At 43.0% G+C, this 18,397-nt stretch carries 15 protein-coding genes; 6 read left to right on the top strand and 9 right to left on the bottom strand.

Translation table 11 applies throughout. The annotated features are described in order from the left end of the window. Positions 1–115: 115 nt before the first annotated feature. On the top strand, positions 116–1,366 hold the full coding sequence (locus tag BMZ22_RS02490) for a Y-family DNA polymerase (protein ID WP_090080754.1): 1,251 nt from the start codon (positions 116–118) through the stop codon (positions 1,364–1,366). Positions 1,367–1,953: 587 nt separating this feature from the next. On the opposite strand, the gene BMZ22_RS02495 is transcribed toward BMZ22_RS02490, so the two are convergent. Both BMZ22_RS02495 and BMZ22_RS02500 read right to left on the bottom strand, forming a co-directional pair. Beyond that, positions 1,954–2,919, bottom strand: a complete 966-nt coding sequence (locus BMZ22_RS02495; protein ID WP_090080757.1) for an MBL fold metallo-hydrolase — start codon at positions 2,917–2,919, stop codon at positions 1,954–1,956. Positions 2,920–2,994: 75 nt separating this feature from the next. Further along, complete coding sequence (locus BMZ22_RS02500; RefSeq protein ID WP_090080762.1) at positions 2,995–4,617, bottom strand: M20/M25/M40 family metallo-hydrolase; 1,623 nt, start codon at positions 4,615–4,617, stop codon at positions 2,995–2,997. Between the two features lie 261 nt (positions 4,618–4,878). Between BMZ22_RS02500 and BMZ22_RS02505 the strand changes: the two genes are divergently transcribed. The 4 genes from BMZ22_RS02505 to BMZ22_RS02520 are packed head-to-tail and all read left to right on the top strand — an operon-like array spanning position 4,879 to position 8,990. Beyond that, positions 4,879–5,643, top strand: coding sequence for a glycerophosphodiester phosphodiesterase (locus BMZ22_RS02505; protein WP_245745168.1), 765 nt, complete (start codon positions 4,879–4,881; stop codon positions 5,641–5,643). Between the two features lie 16 nt (positions 5,644–5,659). Then, positions 5,660–6,676 carry an NADPH dehydrogenase NamA gene (gene namA, locus BMZ22_RS02510; RefSeq protein ID WP_245745174.1) on the top strand — a complete coding sequence of 339 codons (1,017 nt, stop codon included), beginning with the start codon at positions 5,660–5,662 and terminating at the stop codon, positions 6,674–6,676. Next, complete coding sequence (rnz, locus tag BMZ22_RS02515; RefSeq protein ID WP_090080769.1) at positions 6,676–7,599, top strand: ribonuclease Z; 924 nt, start codon at positions 6,676–6,678, stop codon at positions 7,597–7,599. Before namA ends, rnz begins: the two co-directional genes overlap by 1 nt. A 14-nt stretch (positions 7,600–7,613) precedes the next feature. Continuing rightward, positions 7,614–8,990, top strand: coding sequence for an aldehyde dehydrogenase (locus BMZ22_RS02520; RefSeq protein WP_090080773.1), 1,377 nt, complete (start codon positions 7,614–7,616; stop codon positions 8,988–8,990). 91 nt (positions 8,991–9,081) lie between these two features. Here BMZ22_RS02520 and BMZ22_RS02525 read toward each other — a convergent pair whose 3' ends face one another. The 6 genes from BMZ22_RS02525 to BMZ22_RS02550 form a co-directional block, all read right to left on the bottom strand. Then, entirely contained in the window at positions 9,082–10,215 is a 1,134-nt protein-coding gene (locus tag BMZ22_RS02525; RefSeq protein ID WP_090080776.1) for an alcohol dehydrogenase catalytic domain-containing protein, read from the bottom strand. A 124-nt stretch (positions 10,216–10,339) separates the two neighbouring features. Beyond that, positions 10,340–11,587, bottom strand: a complete 1,248-nt coding sequence (locus BMZ22_RS02530; protein ID WP_090080781.1) for a DNA polymerase IV — start codon at positions 11,585–11,587, stop codon at positions 10,340–10,342. A gap of 175 nt (positions 11,588–11,762) precedes the next feature. Next, a complete protein-coding gene (locus BMZ22_RS02535; protein WP_090080785.1) occupies positions 11,763–12,890 on the bottom strand; it encodes a M20/M25/M40 family metallo-hydrolase in 1,128 nt (375 codons plus the stop codon). A gap of 70 nt (positions 12,891–12,960) precedes the next feature. Then, the gene (locus BMZ22_RS02540; RefSeq protein WP_090080788.1) at positions 12,961–14,508 is read right to left on the bottom strand and encodes an acyl-CoA carboxylase subunit beta; all 1,548 of its coding nucleotides are present in this window, start codon (positions 14,506–14,508) and stop codon (positions 12,961–12,963) included. Beyond that, the gene (gene mce / locus BMZ22_RS02545) at positions 14,508–15,329 is read right to left on the bottom strand and encodes a methylmalonyl-CoA epimerase (protein ID WP_090080793.1); all 822 of its coding nucleotides are present in this window, start codon (positions 15,327–15,329) and stop codon (positions 14,508–14,510) included. The genes BMZ22_RS02540 and mce overlap by 1 nt, the downstream gene beginning before the upstream one ends. Before the next feature lie 74 nt (positions 15,330–15,403). Continuing rightward, the gene (locus BMZ22_RS02550; RefSeq protein WP_090080797.1) at positions 15,404–17,056 is read right to left on the bottom strand and encodes an acyl-CoA mutase large subunit family protein; all 1,653 of its coding nucleotides are present in this window, start codon (positions 17,054–17,056) and stop codon (positions 15,404–15,406) included. 109 nt (positions 17,057–17,165) lie between these two features. Here BMZ22_RS02550 and prli42 point away from each other — a divergent pair, with 109 nt between their 5' ends. After that, a complete protein-coding gene (prli42, locus tag BMZ22_RS17345; RefSeq protein WP_177183335.1) occupies positions 17,166–17,303 on the top strand; it encodes a stressosome-associated protein Prli42 in 138 nt (45 codons plus the stop codon). A 50-nt stretch (positions 17,304–17,353) separates the two neighbouring features. Here the strand turns inward: prli42 and BMZ22_RS02555 are convergent, their stop codons facing one another. Further along, positions 17,354–18,343 (bottom strand): aromatic acid exporter family protein, encoded by a 990-nt coding sequence (locus tag BMZ22_RS02555; RefSeq protein ID WP_090080802.1) that lies wholly within the window; start codon positions 18,341–18,343, stop codon positions 17,354–17,356. Positions 18,344–18,397: the final 54 nt, after the last annotated feature.

Below are 18,397 nucleotides of genomic sequence, written 5' to 3' on the forward strand. Positions count from 1 at the left end.
TGCCTGCCGCCCAAAGATAGAAAGAAGACCGTTGTTCCATAAAATCCCATTGATATTAATTTATTACACCCATATAATATAAGAACAAACGTTCCTGTTATAAGGGGTGGTATTGATGGATTATTCCAGTTATCCGCGAAACGATGTGTTATGTATCGATATGCGTTCTTTTTACGCAAGTGTAGAAGCCGTCAAACGCGGGCTTGATCCGATGACTGTGCAACTGGCCGTCGTAGGAGATGTCAACAGACCGGGGAGCATCGTCCTGGCTGCCTCCCCTGCGCTGAAGAAAAAACACGGAATAAGCAATGTCAGCCGTTTTTTCGAATTGCCTGCCGATCCTGATATTGTAATTGCCCCGGCACATATGGCAGATTATTTAGAAGTATCGACGGAAATTACAAAATTGATTAATCAATATGTCCCGAAAGAAGCAATCCATCAGTATTCAGTTGATGAAGTATGGGTAACAGTGAATGGACTGGAAAGATTATTTGGCAATCGGCGGCAAGTAGCAGAAGCCATCAGGCAGGACATTCAGGAAAATTTCGGTATCACATGTGCCATCGGGATAGGTGATAATAAATTTCTGGCTAAAGTCGTCATGGACCTTCATGCTAAAAAATACGGCATCGCTGAATGTACGTACGAAGGTGTTGCCGAAAAATTGTGGCCCTTCCAGGTTCAGGAGATTTGGGGAATCGGCCGCCGAATGGAGCGCAATTTAAACCGGATGGGAATTGTAACACTTGGACAACTCGCTAAATTCCCCATGAAATCATTGACCAAACGATTTGGTATTATAGGTGAACAGCTGTACTGGCATTCGTGGGGAATCGATTTAAGTCCTGTATACGGCAATTTCACCAAAACAGAGCAGAAAGGCTTTGGGCATGGGATCTCATTGCTTCGGGATTATTCGGGCGACGAGGTTGCGATTTGTATTCTTGACTTATGTGAAGAGGCGTGCCGGCGGGCAAGGCGTGCCGGTAAGGCTGGTAAGACCATTCACCTCGGCATTTCATACGCAAAAGAGTCAGGCGGCGGTTTCAGCCGGTCACGATCCGTTACACTGCCAACCAACATCACGATGGATGTCTACGATGTTTGTATGCAATTATTCCATGAATTCTACGATGGTATCAGTAATATCCGACATGTCTATGTAACGCTTGGCAACCTTTTTGAGAATGGTGAAACACAACTGGATCTTTTTAATAATCGTCCTCAGAAAAAAGATATTGGTTATGTTATGGACGCCATTCGTGATAAATACGGATCAACGGCCATACTTCGGGCTTCCAGCTATACAGACGCGGGAATTACAATTGAACGCAGCAGCAAAATAGGCGGCCATCAGGCATAGTCCGCCTGCAGGATCAATTCCCATAGTGTTTTGGGGTAGATGTAAACTGCGACACAGTGAAAATTCTCATTCTAATTTCAGTTAGTGCTATACCACCGCTTCGGAAATACACGCCGCTTTCCGCGGGCGGCTGGTGAGCCTCCTCGGGCTATCGCCCAGCGGAGTCTCACCTATGCCTTTGCTCCCGCAGGAGTCGGCGTGTATTTCCTACGCTGGCGTTGCGCTCTATAATCTACTTGCTTGGTACTAACAAAAATCGCGTGTGAATGTTGATTGGAGGGGAAGGCAGTCGACTCCTGCGGTCGTCGGCTAAAAGCGGTCACGTCCTGTGACCAACGCTGACACTAGAACATCGTGTTCGTCGAAGCAACGGCTGAAGACCCCGCAGGAAGCGCTAAGGTTCAAAGGCTAAGAACGCCACGTCAATAGCCAACGCCTTTGTGACCAACATCGTGTTGGCCCGAGGCTGAAGCGTTGCCCGCGGAAAGCGACTGCCTGGAACGGAAATCAACAAGCACCTTGTCGCAGTTTATGGTTTTTGTGCAAAATGCAAAAAAGAAACCGGAAGCAGTCTCCAATTTCCCTATTTAATACTTTACAGCTTCATAAACAAAGATATCATCCTGGAGCTTTTTACGGATAAGGCCTTCATTCTCAAGATAATCGAGCTGCCCGATTGTCTCGGACATCGTCAAGCTTAATTGTTGTTCGTATTGTTTCGGGAATACCTGCTTACAAAGCTCAAATGGCGTCTGAGGATGGGTCAATAAGAGCCGATATACTTTATTTGCCCGTTCTTCCTGCCTCTTCAGACGCAGCGGGACAATTCTGTCTACATCTGAAAATATATCGCCATGGCCCGGATAAACCGTTTGAATCCCGAGCGAACGGCACTTGATCAGATTGGCACGGTACTGCAGCATCGGTTTCGGCCTGCCTTCATTTCTTATCGGTGGTTCCAAGAGCGGATTCGGTGAAATATGTTGAAGTAAATGGTCTCCGCCGATAAATGCCCCATCACTTGAACGGAGAAAGGATAAATGCGTCTGGGCATGCCCTTTCGTTTCAATAACTTTCCAATCCGCATGCCCGGGCAGCGGGTCCCCTTCTTCAAGTTTATGTGTCAGATTGCCTTTTCCTGTATAGTTAATAGAGCCTTGCAGTTCAGTGGTGCTTGGCATCAATTGTGCCGGTACGCCGCAAGCCTTTAAAAATGTTTCAAAGAAATGTTCATACCGGGCAAAAAATTCCGCGTCCCTTCTCAGCCATAAGCCAACATTTTCGTGTGCAGCAATTGTCTCAGCCCGCGGGAAGCCCTCAATTAACCCTGTATGGTCCGGATGATGGTGCGTCAAAATTATTTGTTCAATATCATTTGGCCTGTAGCCTAATTCATTTAATTGAATCTTCAGCGCTTCCCACCCCTCTTTCGTCTTAACACCGGCATCAATAAGTGACAATGTATCACCTTTAAGCAAATACACGTGGACATCGCCGACTGCAAATGGGGTTGGTATGGTGAGCTGACTGATTGTTTTGTCCAATACTTTCATAATTTAATGGCCTCCAAGAATGAATAGCAATTCAGTTATGACTGCCATTATATACTTTTTTGAGTAAAAAGTCAGCTATTCTTTTTCAAAAAGCCGGTGAATCGCCTCAGTTAATATGGATGGCAAATAGTCAAAACTATACGTAAGATTAAGTCGCTCAGTCCATTGATGCGGATCTTTTCCTAAGGGACCAATATTTAGCACCGGCATTGTCAGCCGCTCCATTACACGCTCCGGAAACGTAAAGCCATTATTTTGCAGCGGTAAATTAGCTGTCAGCTGCTGCAAATTGCTTTTAGAAGCAACCGGGCCGACAAAGCTTAAGTCAGAAAGACCGGTGAAGAATTCAGCTACTGTTAAATCGATCTGAAAATTAGCCCGCGTATAAGCTTTCACATGTTCCATTACGTTTTGCACATACGGGTCCTCAAAAGAGGAAACCGCCGGATAAAAAGGTGGGCTGTAAAAAAGAACAATCATCGGTGCCAGGTCTTTACACATATCAGCAAGGTCCTGAACCAATACTGTCGAAAACTCCCTGTCGCCCTGCTCACGTTTATGTGCAAGCAGGTTTTGCCTGCGTCTTACCTCTTCTTTACCCTTCCGTTTGACAGCCTCATTATACAAGTTTTCATACATCATAATATTAACCCGGAAGTCAGGCATCTTAAAATCCTCTGATACACTCCCATAAAAATTTGCTTTTTGCTGCAAATAGCTTTCAATATTTTCGGCTGCCTTTTGAGCACCCTTAAGCAATTTGTCGTTTATGTCCTCAAGCGTCTGGTTTAAATATAAAAGATTGTACATCGCAATCGCTGCATGAGGTGTCTGCACTGAATATTCTTCTTTCAAATCACGCTGCATTAAACTGACAGGCGGCGGGGTCACCTCATCACCAGAACGTTCAATGAACATCTCATTTAGTTCAAGTTGCTGTGATAAAAAACTCGTCATTAAATTCGGATTGACACCGGCAAAGGGTTCACCGACGTGTGATTCCTTTCCGCAGCAATAAAAACCCGGCAACACTTTCCCGATGGACCCGGTATAATTGTAGTAATGACTATCACCTGGATACTTGCTGAATATCGGTTCCCCGTTTAAGCAGGCATTATACGTCAGCTCCTCGTCCTGCTTGAGTTGGTCCAAAATAGGAAGTGCTGTCATCATTCCCTTTGAATTCATTTCCTCATCAGGGACTGAGAGCATAAGAAGGTTTCCCTTAAATTCACCCTTCATCGCTTTTTCCAGCATGGACAAGTGCAACGTGATCCCTGCCTTCATATCCATTACACCTCTTCCGAACAGCCAGTCCCCCTTGTCAACATCCATTTGGACATCTTCCGGGAGTTGTTCTTTTATGTATGCCATTTGTTCCGTCAGTTCTTTTGGATAAAAAGCTAAGTTCTTCAACGAGCCAAAATCCTCGATGCTGACTACATCAAAATGGCTCAGCAGAATCACTGTTTCTGAGGTATCCTCTCCTTTTACCAGTGCTGTTAACAGTCTGCGTCCATCCTCTAATGGATGCAATTTTAAGTGATTGGGATTCGCTTCAAAATACGGCTGTTGTGAAAGTAAGCGCTGTAAGTATTCTGCCTGTACAATTTCTTCATTGCTGCCGGTGATGCTTTTAAGATTGACAAGTGAAACCAATAATTCAATCAACTGCTCTTTTGTTTGCCATGTTTTCATCGAAATCCTCCCCGTATAAATTGACTTATTTCAAAAAATCAAACACAATAAAGTGAAACTTCAATCAGTGGGGGATAAAGAAATCCCCCATTGATTGAAGGGGAACAAAGGCTAAGTTCGCAACATCCTGTTGTAACGCCTCCCGAGGCCTGCATCATGCAGGCCCGAACGAATCGGACATTTACTGGCAGTTGGTTCCCCCACTTATCCTCTTGTGTTTATCCTTCATCATCTTGAAGCGGGGGACTTACTGCCAGTTACATGCGGGATCAAACCGAGGTGAGTCTTTTGCAGCCAAAAATCTTTGCACATCGCGGCGCCAGCAGGCACGCACCGGAAAATACAATGGATGCTTTCAAACTTGCATATCAGCAGGGCGCTGACGGCATAGAAACAGACGTTCATCTGACGAAAGATCGTGTCCCCGTGCTCATGCACGACGAACGGGTGAATCGTACGACAAATGGTACCGGCTACATAAAAGATTATACGTTCAGCCAATTAGAAAAACTTGACGCAGGCACATGGTTTTCACCGCACTTTGCCGGATGCCGAATTTTACAACTTGATGAGCTCCTGGAATGGATTCGCGATAAGCCATTATATTTAAATATTGAACTGAAAAATAATAAAATAGATTATAGTCACTTAGAAAGTATTGTTTGTGAGCGCCTTTCACAATATCGCTTATTACATCGTACTACACTGTCAATGTTTAATCCACTCAGTATAAGAAGGTTACAATCTCTGAACCAGCCGGATGGATTAGCCCTTTTAACATCCAGCCGCATCAAAAATCCTGTCTGGTCTGCTAACCAGGCTGGTGCGAATGCTCTGCATATTAAATACGCGCGGCTAAGCCAGAAAATTGTCGACGCTTGCCACCGACGGGATATGGCTGTGCGTGTATATACAGTAAATAAGCCAAAACAAATACGTCGCTGTTTCAGTACAGGATGCAACGGCATATTCACAGATGTACCACAAGTTGCTGTTGAATACCGCGAAAAGTTCACAAATACATAATCCAGGAGGAACAATTGTGACAAAACTTTTTACACCGATTAAATTTAACAATGTCGAGCTAAAAAACCGTATAGTCATGTCACCAATGTGTATGTATTCCTGCACAGAACAAGATGGAAAAATCACGCCGTTCCATATGACGCATTATGTGTCACGGGCAGCCGGTCAATCCGGCTTAATTATGACTGAAGCAACAGCGGTTATCCCGGAAGGCCGGATCTCCCATGAAGATCTGGGTATATGGGATGACAGCCACATCGACGGTTTAAACCAATTGAACGAACAAATTCACAGTTATGGGGCCAAATCCGCCATCCAGCTTGCCCATGCTGGCCGGAAAGCCCGTCTTGACTCAACGATTTACGCTCCTTCACCAATCGCGTACAATGATTCATCAAAAACCCCGTCAGAAATGTCGTTGAAAGATATCGATATAACGATTGAAGCTTTTAAGAATGGTGCACGGCGGGCAAAAGAAGCTAATTTCGATATCATCGAGATACACGGTGCACACGGCTATTTGATTAATCAATTCCTTTCACCGCTTACAAATAAACGAAACGATGAATATGGCGGCAGCCTTGAAAACCGTTACCGTTTTCTGTCAGAAGTGATTGAAGCTGTGCAAAGCGAATGGAATGGCCCGATCTTCGTACGTATCTCAACTGACGAATACGCGCCGGACGGCAGCACCCTGAGTGACATTTTATATTTTACCAGCCGCATGAAACAACAGGGAATTGATCTCATCGACTGCAGTTCGGGTGGAGTTGTCCCGGCATCCATTAATCGATATCCGGGCTACCAGCTGAAACGCTGTGAAATGATAAAGCGGGAGGCAGCTGTCGCCACAGGCGGCGTTGGTTTGATAACAACAGGGATTCAAGCTGAAGAAATCGTACAAAATGACCGTGCCGACCTTGTGTTTATCGGCCGTGCATTGCTCAGAAATCCTTATTGGCCAAAAGCGTGCGCTGATGCGTTAAACGAAACAATCACGCCGCCAAAACAGTATGAACGGGGCTGGAACTAATGGAACTCTTATTTCTTGGTACGGGTTCAGGCGTGCCTTCTAAAGAACGTAATGTTTCAAGCATCGCACTAAAACTGCTTCAGAAACAAAACAGTATTTGGCTGTTTGACTGCGGGGAAGCAACACAGCATCAAATTTTGCATACAAACATTAAACCGCGTAAAGTCACAAAAATCTTTATTACCCATATGCATGGTGATCATATTTTTGGCTTGCCGGGATTTCTAAGCAGCCGTTCATTTCAAGGCGGAACCGATCCTTTGACGATTTATGGACCTGAAGGCATTAAAGAATTTGTTGAAACCAGTTTATCAGTTAGCGGGTCAACGCTCACCTATCAACTGTCCATTATTGAATTCACAGAAGGCGAATTATTTGAGGACGATCAATTCACGGTTTTCTGTAAAAAGCTAGAACACGGCATGCCAAGTTATGGTTTTAAAATCAAAGAAAAAGATAAGCCTGGTAAACTTCTGGTTGATAAACTGAAAAATGCAGGAGTTGAACCAGGACCAATTTACCGGCAAATAAAGCAAAGTGACGTCGTTCAAACTGATGACGGCCGCATTATTCACCGGGATGACTACCTTGGACCTGTAAAAAAAGGCCGGATTGTGACCATACTTGGCGACACACGATCACCGGAAAACTATCAATCCTTTGTAAAAGGTTCAGATGTATTGGTACACGAAGCCACATTCGGTGATGAAAAAAAGCATTTAGCCCGAGCCTATTATCATTCTACAGCGACACAGGCAGCGCGTCTCGCTGCTGAGAGCGATATCCGAAAACTTGTATTAACGCATATTTCTTCACGCTATCAACAAGGAGCCGATTATGAATTGACCGAGGAAGCAAGAGAGATCTTTCCAAATACAGAACTTGCTTACGACTTTCATCAGCTTAACATTGCATTCAATTAGGAGGCGGTTAGTGCATGCGAAAGACTGAAGTTGAAGAAATCGTTAATGGGCAACGCCGGTTGTTTCTCTCAGGTGAAACATTAAATTTTGATTTTAGAAGACAGCAGCTTGCCTCGCTTAGAGATATGCTGGAAAAATTCGAAGGTGAAATTTATCATGCTTTAAAAAATGACTTGAATAAATCGGAATATGAAGCATTTACAACTGAAATAGGGTTTTTGTACAGTGAAATTGATTTTGCGCTGAAACATTTGAAGGATTGGATGAAACCGGAAAAAGTTTCAACGCCCATCACCCATAAAGGAAGCAAAAGTTTCATTCATGCAGAACCTTATGGGGTCACATTGGTGATAGCACCATGGAATTATCCGCTGCATCTGGCCCTTGCACCAGCAATCGGCGCCATCGCAGCAGGCAATACTGTTGTAGTGAAACCTTCTGAATTCACACAATCAACCTCAGCGATTCTTTCAGAGATGGTGCAATCAACATTCGATGCTGACTACTTTACTGTGGTGGAAGGTGATAAAGAAATCAGTCAGCAACTTTTGGAGCAACGATGGGACTACATCTTTTTTACCGGCAGTTCACGAGTCGGCAAAATTGTGATGGAACAAGCCAGCAGACACCTCACACATGTCACATTGGAGCTGGGCGGCAAGAGCCCCGCCATCATTGATAAAGATGCAAAAATTGATTTGGCTGCCAAGCGCATCGTTTGGGGAAAATTTACAAATGCCGGGCAAACGTGTGTTGCACCGGATTATGTGTACGTTAACGCGAAAGTGAAACTAAAGCTATTAAGAGCAATGAAAAAACATATCAAATCATTTTTCGGTAAATTTCCCCTTAAAAATCAGGACTATGTACAGATTATAGGCAAGGAACATTTTAACAGATTGAATGCATTTCTCTCAGAAGGCGAAGTGGTTCACGGCGGTGAGAGTGATGACGAAAAGCTGCTTATTGAACCAACCATACTGGATAAAATAGACTGGGAAAACGCACTCATGCAGGAGGAGATTTTCGGGCCGATTTTACCAATTATGACGTTTAATTCACTAAATGACGTTATCTCAGAACTTAAACAAAAGGATAAACCTCTGGCACTTTATTATTTTGGTGAAAATGAAGAAAAACAACAACACGTGATGACAAATATCGCTTTTGGCGGCGGCTGCGTCAACGATACACTTTATCATCTAGCCAACCCACATTTGCCTTTCGGAGGTACAGGCGAAAGCGGAATGGGGGCTTATCACGGAAAATATAGTTTTGATACTTTCTCCCATCGAAAAAGTATTCTAAAACAGACAACGAAGTTTGATATTCCCTTCAGGTATCCCGGCAGGAAAATCGCAAAAGCCGTTGTTAAACGTCTGATGAAATAATCAAGCGCTCCCTCCCCTGACTGGGTGGAGCGCTTATTCGTTTACAGAGAGAGAATTCTGTACTTAATACGTGTTCGGATCGATTATTAATTTACGGCTTGAAAATAAATTTAATGCTATTTTCTTCTTTCCGATCAAACAAATCATACGCTCGTTCGGCATCTTCAAGTTTGATGCGATGGGTAATAATATCTTTCGGGTCAAACTCTTTAGCCTCAATCATTTCATAAAGTTTTGGCATAAGGTGAATGACCGGCGCTTGGCCCATTGTAAGTGAAATATTTCGCATGAAAAAATCACCCAAAGGAAAATTGTTTGCCTCACTGCCATAAACGCCTGTTAATTGAACGGTTCCGAATTTTCGTACCGCCTGCGAAGCGATAGCAATCGGACTGATTGTGCCAAATTGATTATCCATTTCTGAACCAAACTGCGTGTTTGGCGGGACCGTCCCATCCATGCCTACACAATCAATGACAACATCGGCGCCTCCTTTAGTTTCCTCATGCATTAATTGGCCAATTTCTTCTTTATCTTTGAAACTATATATTTCAACGTTGTTCGTCTGCTTGGCGTGATTAAGCCGGTAATCCACATGATCGACTGCGATTACCCGGCTGGCGCCTTTCAACCAGGCAAATTTCTGGGTCATCAATCCAATCGGACCACAGCCAAGAACAATCACCGTGTCGCCTTCTTTCACACCGCTATTTTCCACGCTCCAATAGGAAGTAGGAATAACATCTGACAAAAGAACAACCTGCTCATCTTCCAGTTCGCTTGACTCAGGAACCTTAAAAGAGGTGAAGTCTGCATATGGGACACGCATATATTCGGCCTGACCGCCAGGGTGATTGCCATTTTGTTCAGCAAATCCAAACAATCCCCCAGTCTCTCCATGCGGGTTCGAATTATCACACTGGCTTTCCATCTGGTTTTTACAATAAAAGCAATCACCGCATCCAATATTAAAAGGTATGACAATGCGATCCCCTTTTTTAAGTTTTTCTACATTCGAGCCAACTTCTTCTACAATACCCATCGGCTCATGTCCCACAACATAATCCTTTTCGGGCACAACACCGCCCTTATATAAATGAAGATCTGAACCACAAATACCGCTGGCAGTGATGCGTACAATCACATCACTCTGTTCCTGTATAGCCGGATATTTAACATGTTTCATCTCCATAGCTTCTTTGCCTTGAAAAGTAACAGCTTTCATGTCTTGCTACACTCCTTTGCTGCGAATTATTACAATTCCTTTTCCTGAAAAAAATTTGTTTAAACATGAAGTGTCTGCCTGGATTCGTTTAAAGAAATAAGCGCCCCTCAATTATAAAGGGCGCTTATTGTTTGAAATCATCCAGAAAATCTTTTTGAAAGCTGGTCCTCGGCTGTTCACTTTTATCATTGTTGTGAAGTTGTTTAAAAGGGTTTTTGCCAAATTTTTGAGAAAGTTCGTCAATTGTCTTGTACAATTTTTCTTTCTCTGCTTCTTTCTCATACGTAAATAAATCCAGTTGATTGGCAATATTCTGCTTTTCATCAACGTCCTGGACAGTTATGCCCAGTAATCTGATAGGTTCTGTATTCCAATGTTTTTGAAATAATTCATTCGCAAAATACAGAATATCATCCTTATTTTCAATGAATTGATGCAGTTTTTTGCTTCTTGTTACTGTTTTACGGTCATGATATCTGATCATAATCTGGATACTTTGTCCTGCTGCCTGTTTACGTTTCATACGACGCTCAACATTTTCAGCCAGTTTATGCATCAGAGTGCGGATTTCCGAATCATCAGTTGTATCTTCGGCCAAGGTTTGGGAGCTGCCAATGCTTTTAAATTCATGAACAGCTTCAGGATCCACCGGACGCGAATCGATTCCGTTTGCTCTGTTCCGCAATCGCTCTCCGTTAATACCAAGTATCTGCTTTAACTGATAACTGTCAGCGTTCGCTAAATCTCCAATGGTGTTAATATTAAATTTGCGCAATTTATTCGCTGTTTTCGCACCGACACCATACATCTCTTCAATTGGCATCGGCCAAAGTTTATCACTGATGTCCCTTTTCCGTAAGATTGTAATACCCATCGGCTTTTTCATATCTGAAGCCATTTTTGCTAAGAATTTGTTGGGCGCGATACCGATGCTGCATGGAAGATCCAATTTTCTGTGGATTTTCTGTTGAAGATTCTCAGCAATTTCAATCGGACTTCCATGCTCTTCAGTACCGGTTACATCCATATACCCTTCATCAATCGACACAGGCTGAACATACGACGTTATTTCCGCAAGCATCTGAAATATTTCTTTCGATGCTGTGCGGTACCGATCAAAATTCGGGCGCATCACGATTAATTCCGGGCATAAACGACGAGCCTCCCACAACTGCATTGTTGTCTTGACCCCTTTTGCCCGTGCTTCATAACTGCTTGTGACAACAATGCCTTTACGTTCTTCCGGATTCCCTGCAATCGCGAGTGGTTTACCTTTCAATTTTGGATTATAAGCCGTTTCAACAGAGGCATAGAAGGAATTCATATCAACGTGAAAGATAACTCTTCCCTTTTTTGGGTACCATTGTGACATCAAGTGACATTCCTTTAAACGTGTTTAATCCATTGTATCATATAACAACTATGAGGTAACTTTAGTAAAGGCGCTATGTAGATAAAGAAGTCAGCTTAAATACAAAAAATCCCGGGAAAAGAACGCTAAAGCAGTCTTTCCCAGGGTTATTGGTCCAGCTTAATTATGTAATTTATTATTTATTGGCTACTTCCTGTATAATCGCAGTCACCATTTCAGTTATTTTTTCCAATTCTTCCACCGGTATCCGCTCGTTTGTTGTATGGATCTCTTCATACCCCACAGCGAGATTTACTGTTGGGATACCCTTACCTGAAATAACATTCGCATCACTGCCGCCTCCGCTTTTCTGCAGATTGCTTTCACGGCCAATTGATTTGGCAGCAGTACGTGCAACTTCGACGACTTGATCATTTGGCTCTTGATTAAAACCCGGATACATAATTTCAACGTCTACTTCAGCACTGCCTCCATAAGCTTCTGCTGTATTAACAAAAGCTTCCTTCATAGCAGTTGCTTGCTTTTCCATTTTTTCCGGGTCAAGCGAGCGAGCTTCAGCCAAAATATTGACACGATCAGCAACGATATTCGTCTGCTTTCCACCTTCAAATCGGCCGATGTTAGCAGTTGTTTCATCGTCAATTCGGCCCAGCGGCATTTTTGAGATTGCTTTAGCTGCAAGCGTGATGGCTGAAACGCCTTTTTCCGGCGCAAGCCCGGCGTGTGCCGTTTTCCCTTTCATCACCGCATAAAGTTTGGCTTGAGTAGGTGCTGAAACAATAATGTCACCGACCGGACCGTTACTGTCGATAGCATAGCCATACTTAGCTGTGATAAGCGAACTGTCAAGAGATTTCGCACCAACTAATCCGGATTCCTCACCAACCGTAATGACAAATTGCACGTTACCGTGTTCGATATCGTTTTCTTTTAACGTACGAATTGTTTCTATTATGGCTGCAATTCCAGCTTTATCATCTGCGCCCAAGATTGTGGTCCCATCTGAGACAACATAGCCATCTTTGACTTTTGGCTTCACACCGCTGCCTGGAACGACCGTATCCATATGAGAAGTAAAATAAATCGTGTCTGCATTGGCTTTCGTTCCTTTTAATGTACAAATCAGATTACCGGCACCATGACCCGTTTCTTCTTTGCTATCATCTTCAATAACATCCAATCCTAAACGTTTAAATTTATTTGTCAGCGTTTCCGCAATTTTTGTTTCGTAACCTGTTTCTGAATCAATCTGCACAAGTTCGAAAAATTCATCAAGCAGTCTGCTCTTGTTGATAGAAATCATAAATAATGCCTCCTGAAATTATCCCGCATGCAACTGGCAGTGAGCCCCCATTAATTGAAGATTCACTTTATTACAACGGTATATTGCCATGTTTTTTCTTAGGTCGTTCTTCTTCTTTATTGTAAAGCATTTCTAACGCTTGAATAAGTTTAACGCGTGTTTCCCGTGGGTCAATCACATCATCGATCATGCCCAGACCGGCTGCTACATAGGGGTTGGCAAACTTTTCCCTGTACGTGCTGATTTTTTCCTGTCGTGTTGCTTCAGGGTTTTCGCTTTCAGCTATCTCTTTGGCGAAAATAATATTAGCAGCGCCATCAGGTCCCATGACAGCTATTTCTGCATTTGGCCAGGCATAAACAAGATCTGCTCCAATCGATTTACTGTTGAGTGCAACGTACGCACCGCCGTATGCTTTGCGTGTAATTACCGTTATTTTTGGCACGGTTGCTTCGGAATAAGCATAAAGAATTTTTGCCCCATGACGAATGATACCGCCATGTTCCTGTTTTACGCCAGGGAAAAACCCGGTAACGTCTTCAAACGTAATAAGCGGTATATTAAACGAATCACAGAACCGAATAAATCTGGAAGCTTTGTCACTTGAATCAATGTCCAAACCGCCCGCAAGGTATTTGGGCTGATTACAAACAAATCCAACTGTTTCACCATTTATTCGTGCAAAACCTACGACGATATTTTTCGCAAAGTCTTTATGTATTTCGTAAAAACTGTCTTCATCGACCACTTGCTTAATCACAGATTTAACATCGTACGGGCGCGTGGCATTATATGGCACAATATCTGTGAGATCAGGGCGTGTTTCATCATTTAATTCAAATTGTTTCAACCGCGGCTTTGTTTGATTATTCGCCGGTAAATAATCTACCAGTTCTCGCACCGCATCAAGCGCTTCTTCTTCACTTGAAGCTTTAATGTGTGCATTTCCGCTTTTAGCGTTATGGACGTCCGCCCCACCTAATGCCTCAGAGGAGATTTGTTCCCCTGTTACGGTTTCAATTACTTTCGGGCCGGTGATAAACATTTGAGACGTTTTTTCAACCATGATGACAAAATCAGTAATCGCCGGAGAGTATACCGCACCGCCTGCACTCGGTCCCATAATGACAGAAATTTGCGGAATGACACCTGAATAGATGGAATTTCGGTAGAATACTTGTCCATAGCCATCAAGTGACGAAACACCCTCCTGAATTCTCGCCCCTCCAGAATCATTCAAACCAATAAACGGTGTCCCCGTTTTAGCGGCAAGATCCATTGCACTGGCAATCTTTTTTCCGTGCATTTCACCAAGAGCACCGCCGAAAACCGTAAAATCCTGGGCAAATAAATAGACAGCCTGTCCGTTTATTTTGCCATAACCGGTAACAACTCCTTCACCATTGGCATGGTTGTTGTCCATGCCAAAGTCGGTTTCCCGGTGCTCAATAAATGGGTTAAGTTCAACAAATGAGCCATCATCCAGCAAATAATCAATCCGTTCACGTGCAGTCAGCTTTCCCTTGGCATGCTGCTTATCAATTCGATCGTCTCCGCCACCCAATTCCACTTGTCTGCGTTTATCATATAATTCATTTATTTTATCAAAAATATCCATTATTGTTCACTTCCCTCCGGATGCTGGCACAATTCAAACAAGACACCATTCGCAGCTTTCGGATGAACAAAAGCAACTTGGCTGTCGTGAGCACCTGCTTTCGGTTCTTCATTAATTAAAGGCACGCCTTCCATTTTCATAGTATTAAGACGATCTTGGAGATTATCCGCCTCTAGTGCAATATGGTGTATCCCTTCACCTTTTTTAGTTAAAAATTGCTGAATAGGTGAATCGTCTCTCAATGGTTCAAGCAATTCAATTCTTGACTCACCGATCTTCAAAAAAGCTGTTTTAACACCTTCTGACTCAACTGTTTCAACACCTTCCAAAGTGAGCCCGAGTGTATCAGTATAGAAAGGCAGCGCATTGTCGATTTCCTTGACGGCTATTCCAATATGTGCAATTTTTTCAGGCGCTTTAATTTGGTCTTCAGGTTGAATCAGTTGTTTTATATACAACGCAAGCGCCTCAGTCGAAGAGCCGCTCGTGAAAATTTTCCGGACGCCTTCCTTTAATAGATAAGGAATATCTTCAGCAGGTATGACACCGCCACCTACTACGGGAATGTCAGCTGCATTTTTGTTTTTTAATTCCTCCATCACTTTTGGAAATAAAGTATTATGCGCACCGGAAAGTGATGAAAGCCCGATAACGTCCACATCTTCCTGTATAGCTGCTTGGACAATTTGCACCGGCGATTGCCGAAGCCCGGTATAAATAACTTCCATTCCATGGTCACGCAGGGCCTGTGCGATAACCAAAGCACCCCGGTCATGGCCATCAAGACCGGGTTTAGCAATAAGGACTCGTATTTGTTCCATGATGTCTCCCCCTCATTTATATCCGAAAAATGACTTCAGTATCATTTTTAATTCATGTCGTTCTGATTCCAGTTTTATACACCTGTGTACTCGCCGAATTCATCACGCAGTACGTTACAGATTTCTCCAACAGTCGCATAAACTTTAACGGCATGTAAAATATGCGGTATCAGGTTAGCACTTGAGTCCTGCGCTTTTTTTCGGAGTGTGACAAGTGCGTTGTCGACCGCATCTTGATCCCGTTCAGAACGGGCTTTTTCAACCGAATTGATTTGTTCAGCCTCAAGTGTTTCATCGACCTTTAACAGATCCGGTTCGATTTCTTCTTCTGATTTAAACGCATTTAAGCCAACGATAATTTCTTCATCATTTTCAATATTCTTTTGCGTTTCGTAAGCAGTGCGCTGAATTTCCCGCTGCATATATCCCTCTTCTACAGCTTTTACCGCACCGCCAATATCATTAATTTGATCGAGATACTTATTCACCTCTTCTTCTATGCGGTCTGTCAATGACTCGACATAATAGGAACCGCCCAATGGATCTGCCGTATCGGCAACACCACTTTCATGAGCAATGATTTGCTGAGTACGGAGGGCGATGCGTGCCGATTCTTCAGTCGGCAGTGATAATGCCTCATCACGGGAATTCGTATGAAGACTTTGTGTACCGCCGAGAACAGCCGCAAGAGCTTGCATTGTCACACGAACAACATTGTTATCAGGCTGCTGGGCAGTCAGTGTTGACCCGCCTGTCTGAGTGTGAAAACGCAATTTCCAGCTCTTTGGATTTTTTGCCTGATAGTGTTCTTTCATAATTCTTGCCCAAATTCTCCGGGCAGCACGGAATTTGGCGACTTCTTCCAGAAAATTGTTATGTGCATTAAAAAAGAAGGCGAGCCTGGGTGCAAAAGCGTCAATATCAAGTCCTGCTTCCAGTGCGGCATCCACATATGCCATCCCGTCAGCAAGCGTAAATGCCACTTCCTGCACCGCTGTGGAACCCGCTTCACGGATATGGTATCCTGAAATGCTGATTGTGTTAAATTTCGGAACCTGCTCATGACAGAACTCAAATATATTCGTAATTAAGCGCATAGACGGTTTTGGTGGGAATATATATGTACCACGTGCGATATACTCTTTTAGTATATCATTTTGAATGGTGCCTGTGAGTTTTTCCAGCGGCACACCCTGCTTTTCGCCAACAGCAAGGTACATGCATAATAGTACAGAAGCAGGCGCATTAATCGTCATCGATGTACTGACTTTGTCCAGTGGAATTTGGTCCAGCAATAATTCCATATCGTGCAATGAATCAATTGCCACGCCAACTTTGCCGACTTCTCCCTCGGCCATTACATCATCAGAGTCATATCCAATCTGGGTCGGCAGGTCAAATGCCACTGACAACCCAGTCTGCCCCTGGTCAAGCAAATAACGGAAGCGTTCATTCGTCTCCTTGGCTGATCCGAATCCTGCATATTGACGCATCGTCCAAAATCGGCTGCGATACATAGTCGGCTGAATCCCGCGGGTATACGGATATTCTCCCGGGTATCCCAACTTTTCTTCGTACGTTTCATCTTCATCTGGGTGATATAGCCGATTCACTTCAATATCGGATGTAGTTGTAAACTGGTCTTTGCGTTCAGGAAAGCGATCCAACGTTTTATTGACAGAAGCCTCCCAATTTCCTTTATTGGATTGAAATGTGTTATCGCTCATTAACAAAACCCCCTGTATTATTTTCTATTTTTATTCAATGACGGCACTTGTCCAAATCTGCAATTAACGGTACAATACTAGCAGGATAAGGACTTAAGGAGGAATAAAATTGGCTAAAAACCAAACTAAATCGACGGCACCCAGAAAAAAGTCTAAGCGTGAACGCAGAATAAAAGTCATCATATACATTATGATCCTGGCAATGATTCTCTCTACAATGACAATGGGATTGTCGATGTTTATATAAAACCTTGTTTAGTAAGAAAGAACCTAATATATGAGCAAAGAGACTGGAGATTAAGTTGCTCCGGTTTTTTTTCGTTTAACTTTTTTCTCATTCACATCACTTTTTTTAAACTTTTTCTTCAACAGCAGATAATCCTCTATCTCATGTAGCAACCGAAACAAATTAGCACGTGTTTCAAATTCCTCCTGGGTTTCCGGCAAATCTTCTGCATCAAATCTCCGCCGCAAATCTTCCAATTTATCTAGATACAGACTCGCTGTATTGCCTGGATGTACAGCATCACCAAGGTTTTCAAAAAAGTCAGCAATTTTCAGTGAAATTGAGTCTCTATTTGGCAGCCTGCTGACTAACGGAAGCATTTTTTCGAGTAATTCCAACTGTTTCTTGCGCATTACGAAATAATCTCGGTAGGGATGCTCGCTTCGCAATAAATGATTTTCCTTATCTAATAATACCAAATCCATAGCTTCTTGCAATATATCTTCACAGATACCGAGCTCTTTTCCCGACCAATTTTCATTTTTGTCACGTATGTATAAAGCGATTTCGTTCAATATAATTTGGAAATAGTATTCAAGCTCATCTTGTTTTTGTTTAAGCTGCTTTTCCATAGACGGCATGTATAAATTCAGCAATAACGCCGTGCCAATCCCAATGACAATGAGCAGAAACTGTTCGGTTAACAGTGAACCTGAAATCGTTTGGGCGCTGAATAAATTTAAAATAATGACAGAACTGGTGGCGATACCAGGCGTTACTTTTAACATAACAGTTACAGGTATAAAACAAATGAGCATTGCGCCGATTACTACAGGATGGTAGCCAATTAGTCCGAAAAACACGATTGAAAATAAGGCTGCTACAATGCATGCAAGGAATCGATGCCAGGCACTTAATACTGACCGTTTTCGAGAAGGCTGAATACATAAGATGGTTAAAATACCTGCAGAAACGAAATTCGTTAATCCAAGCATCTGTGCAATCGAAACTGAAATCGGTGTGCCAATTGCTGTCTTAATGGTACGTGAACCAATTTTCACATGAGATTCTCCTTAGATGATTAATCAAATGTGGATTGAACAAAATAAGGCTGA

Origin of the sequence: Lentibacillus persicus (assembly GCF_900112705.1) — a bacterium.
GTDB classification, from domain to species: domain Bacteria; phylum Bacillota; class Bacilli; order Bacillales; family Amphibacillaceae; genus Lentibacillus; species Lentibacillus persicus.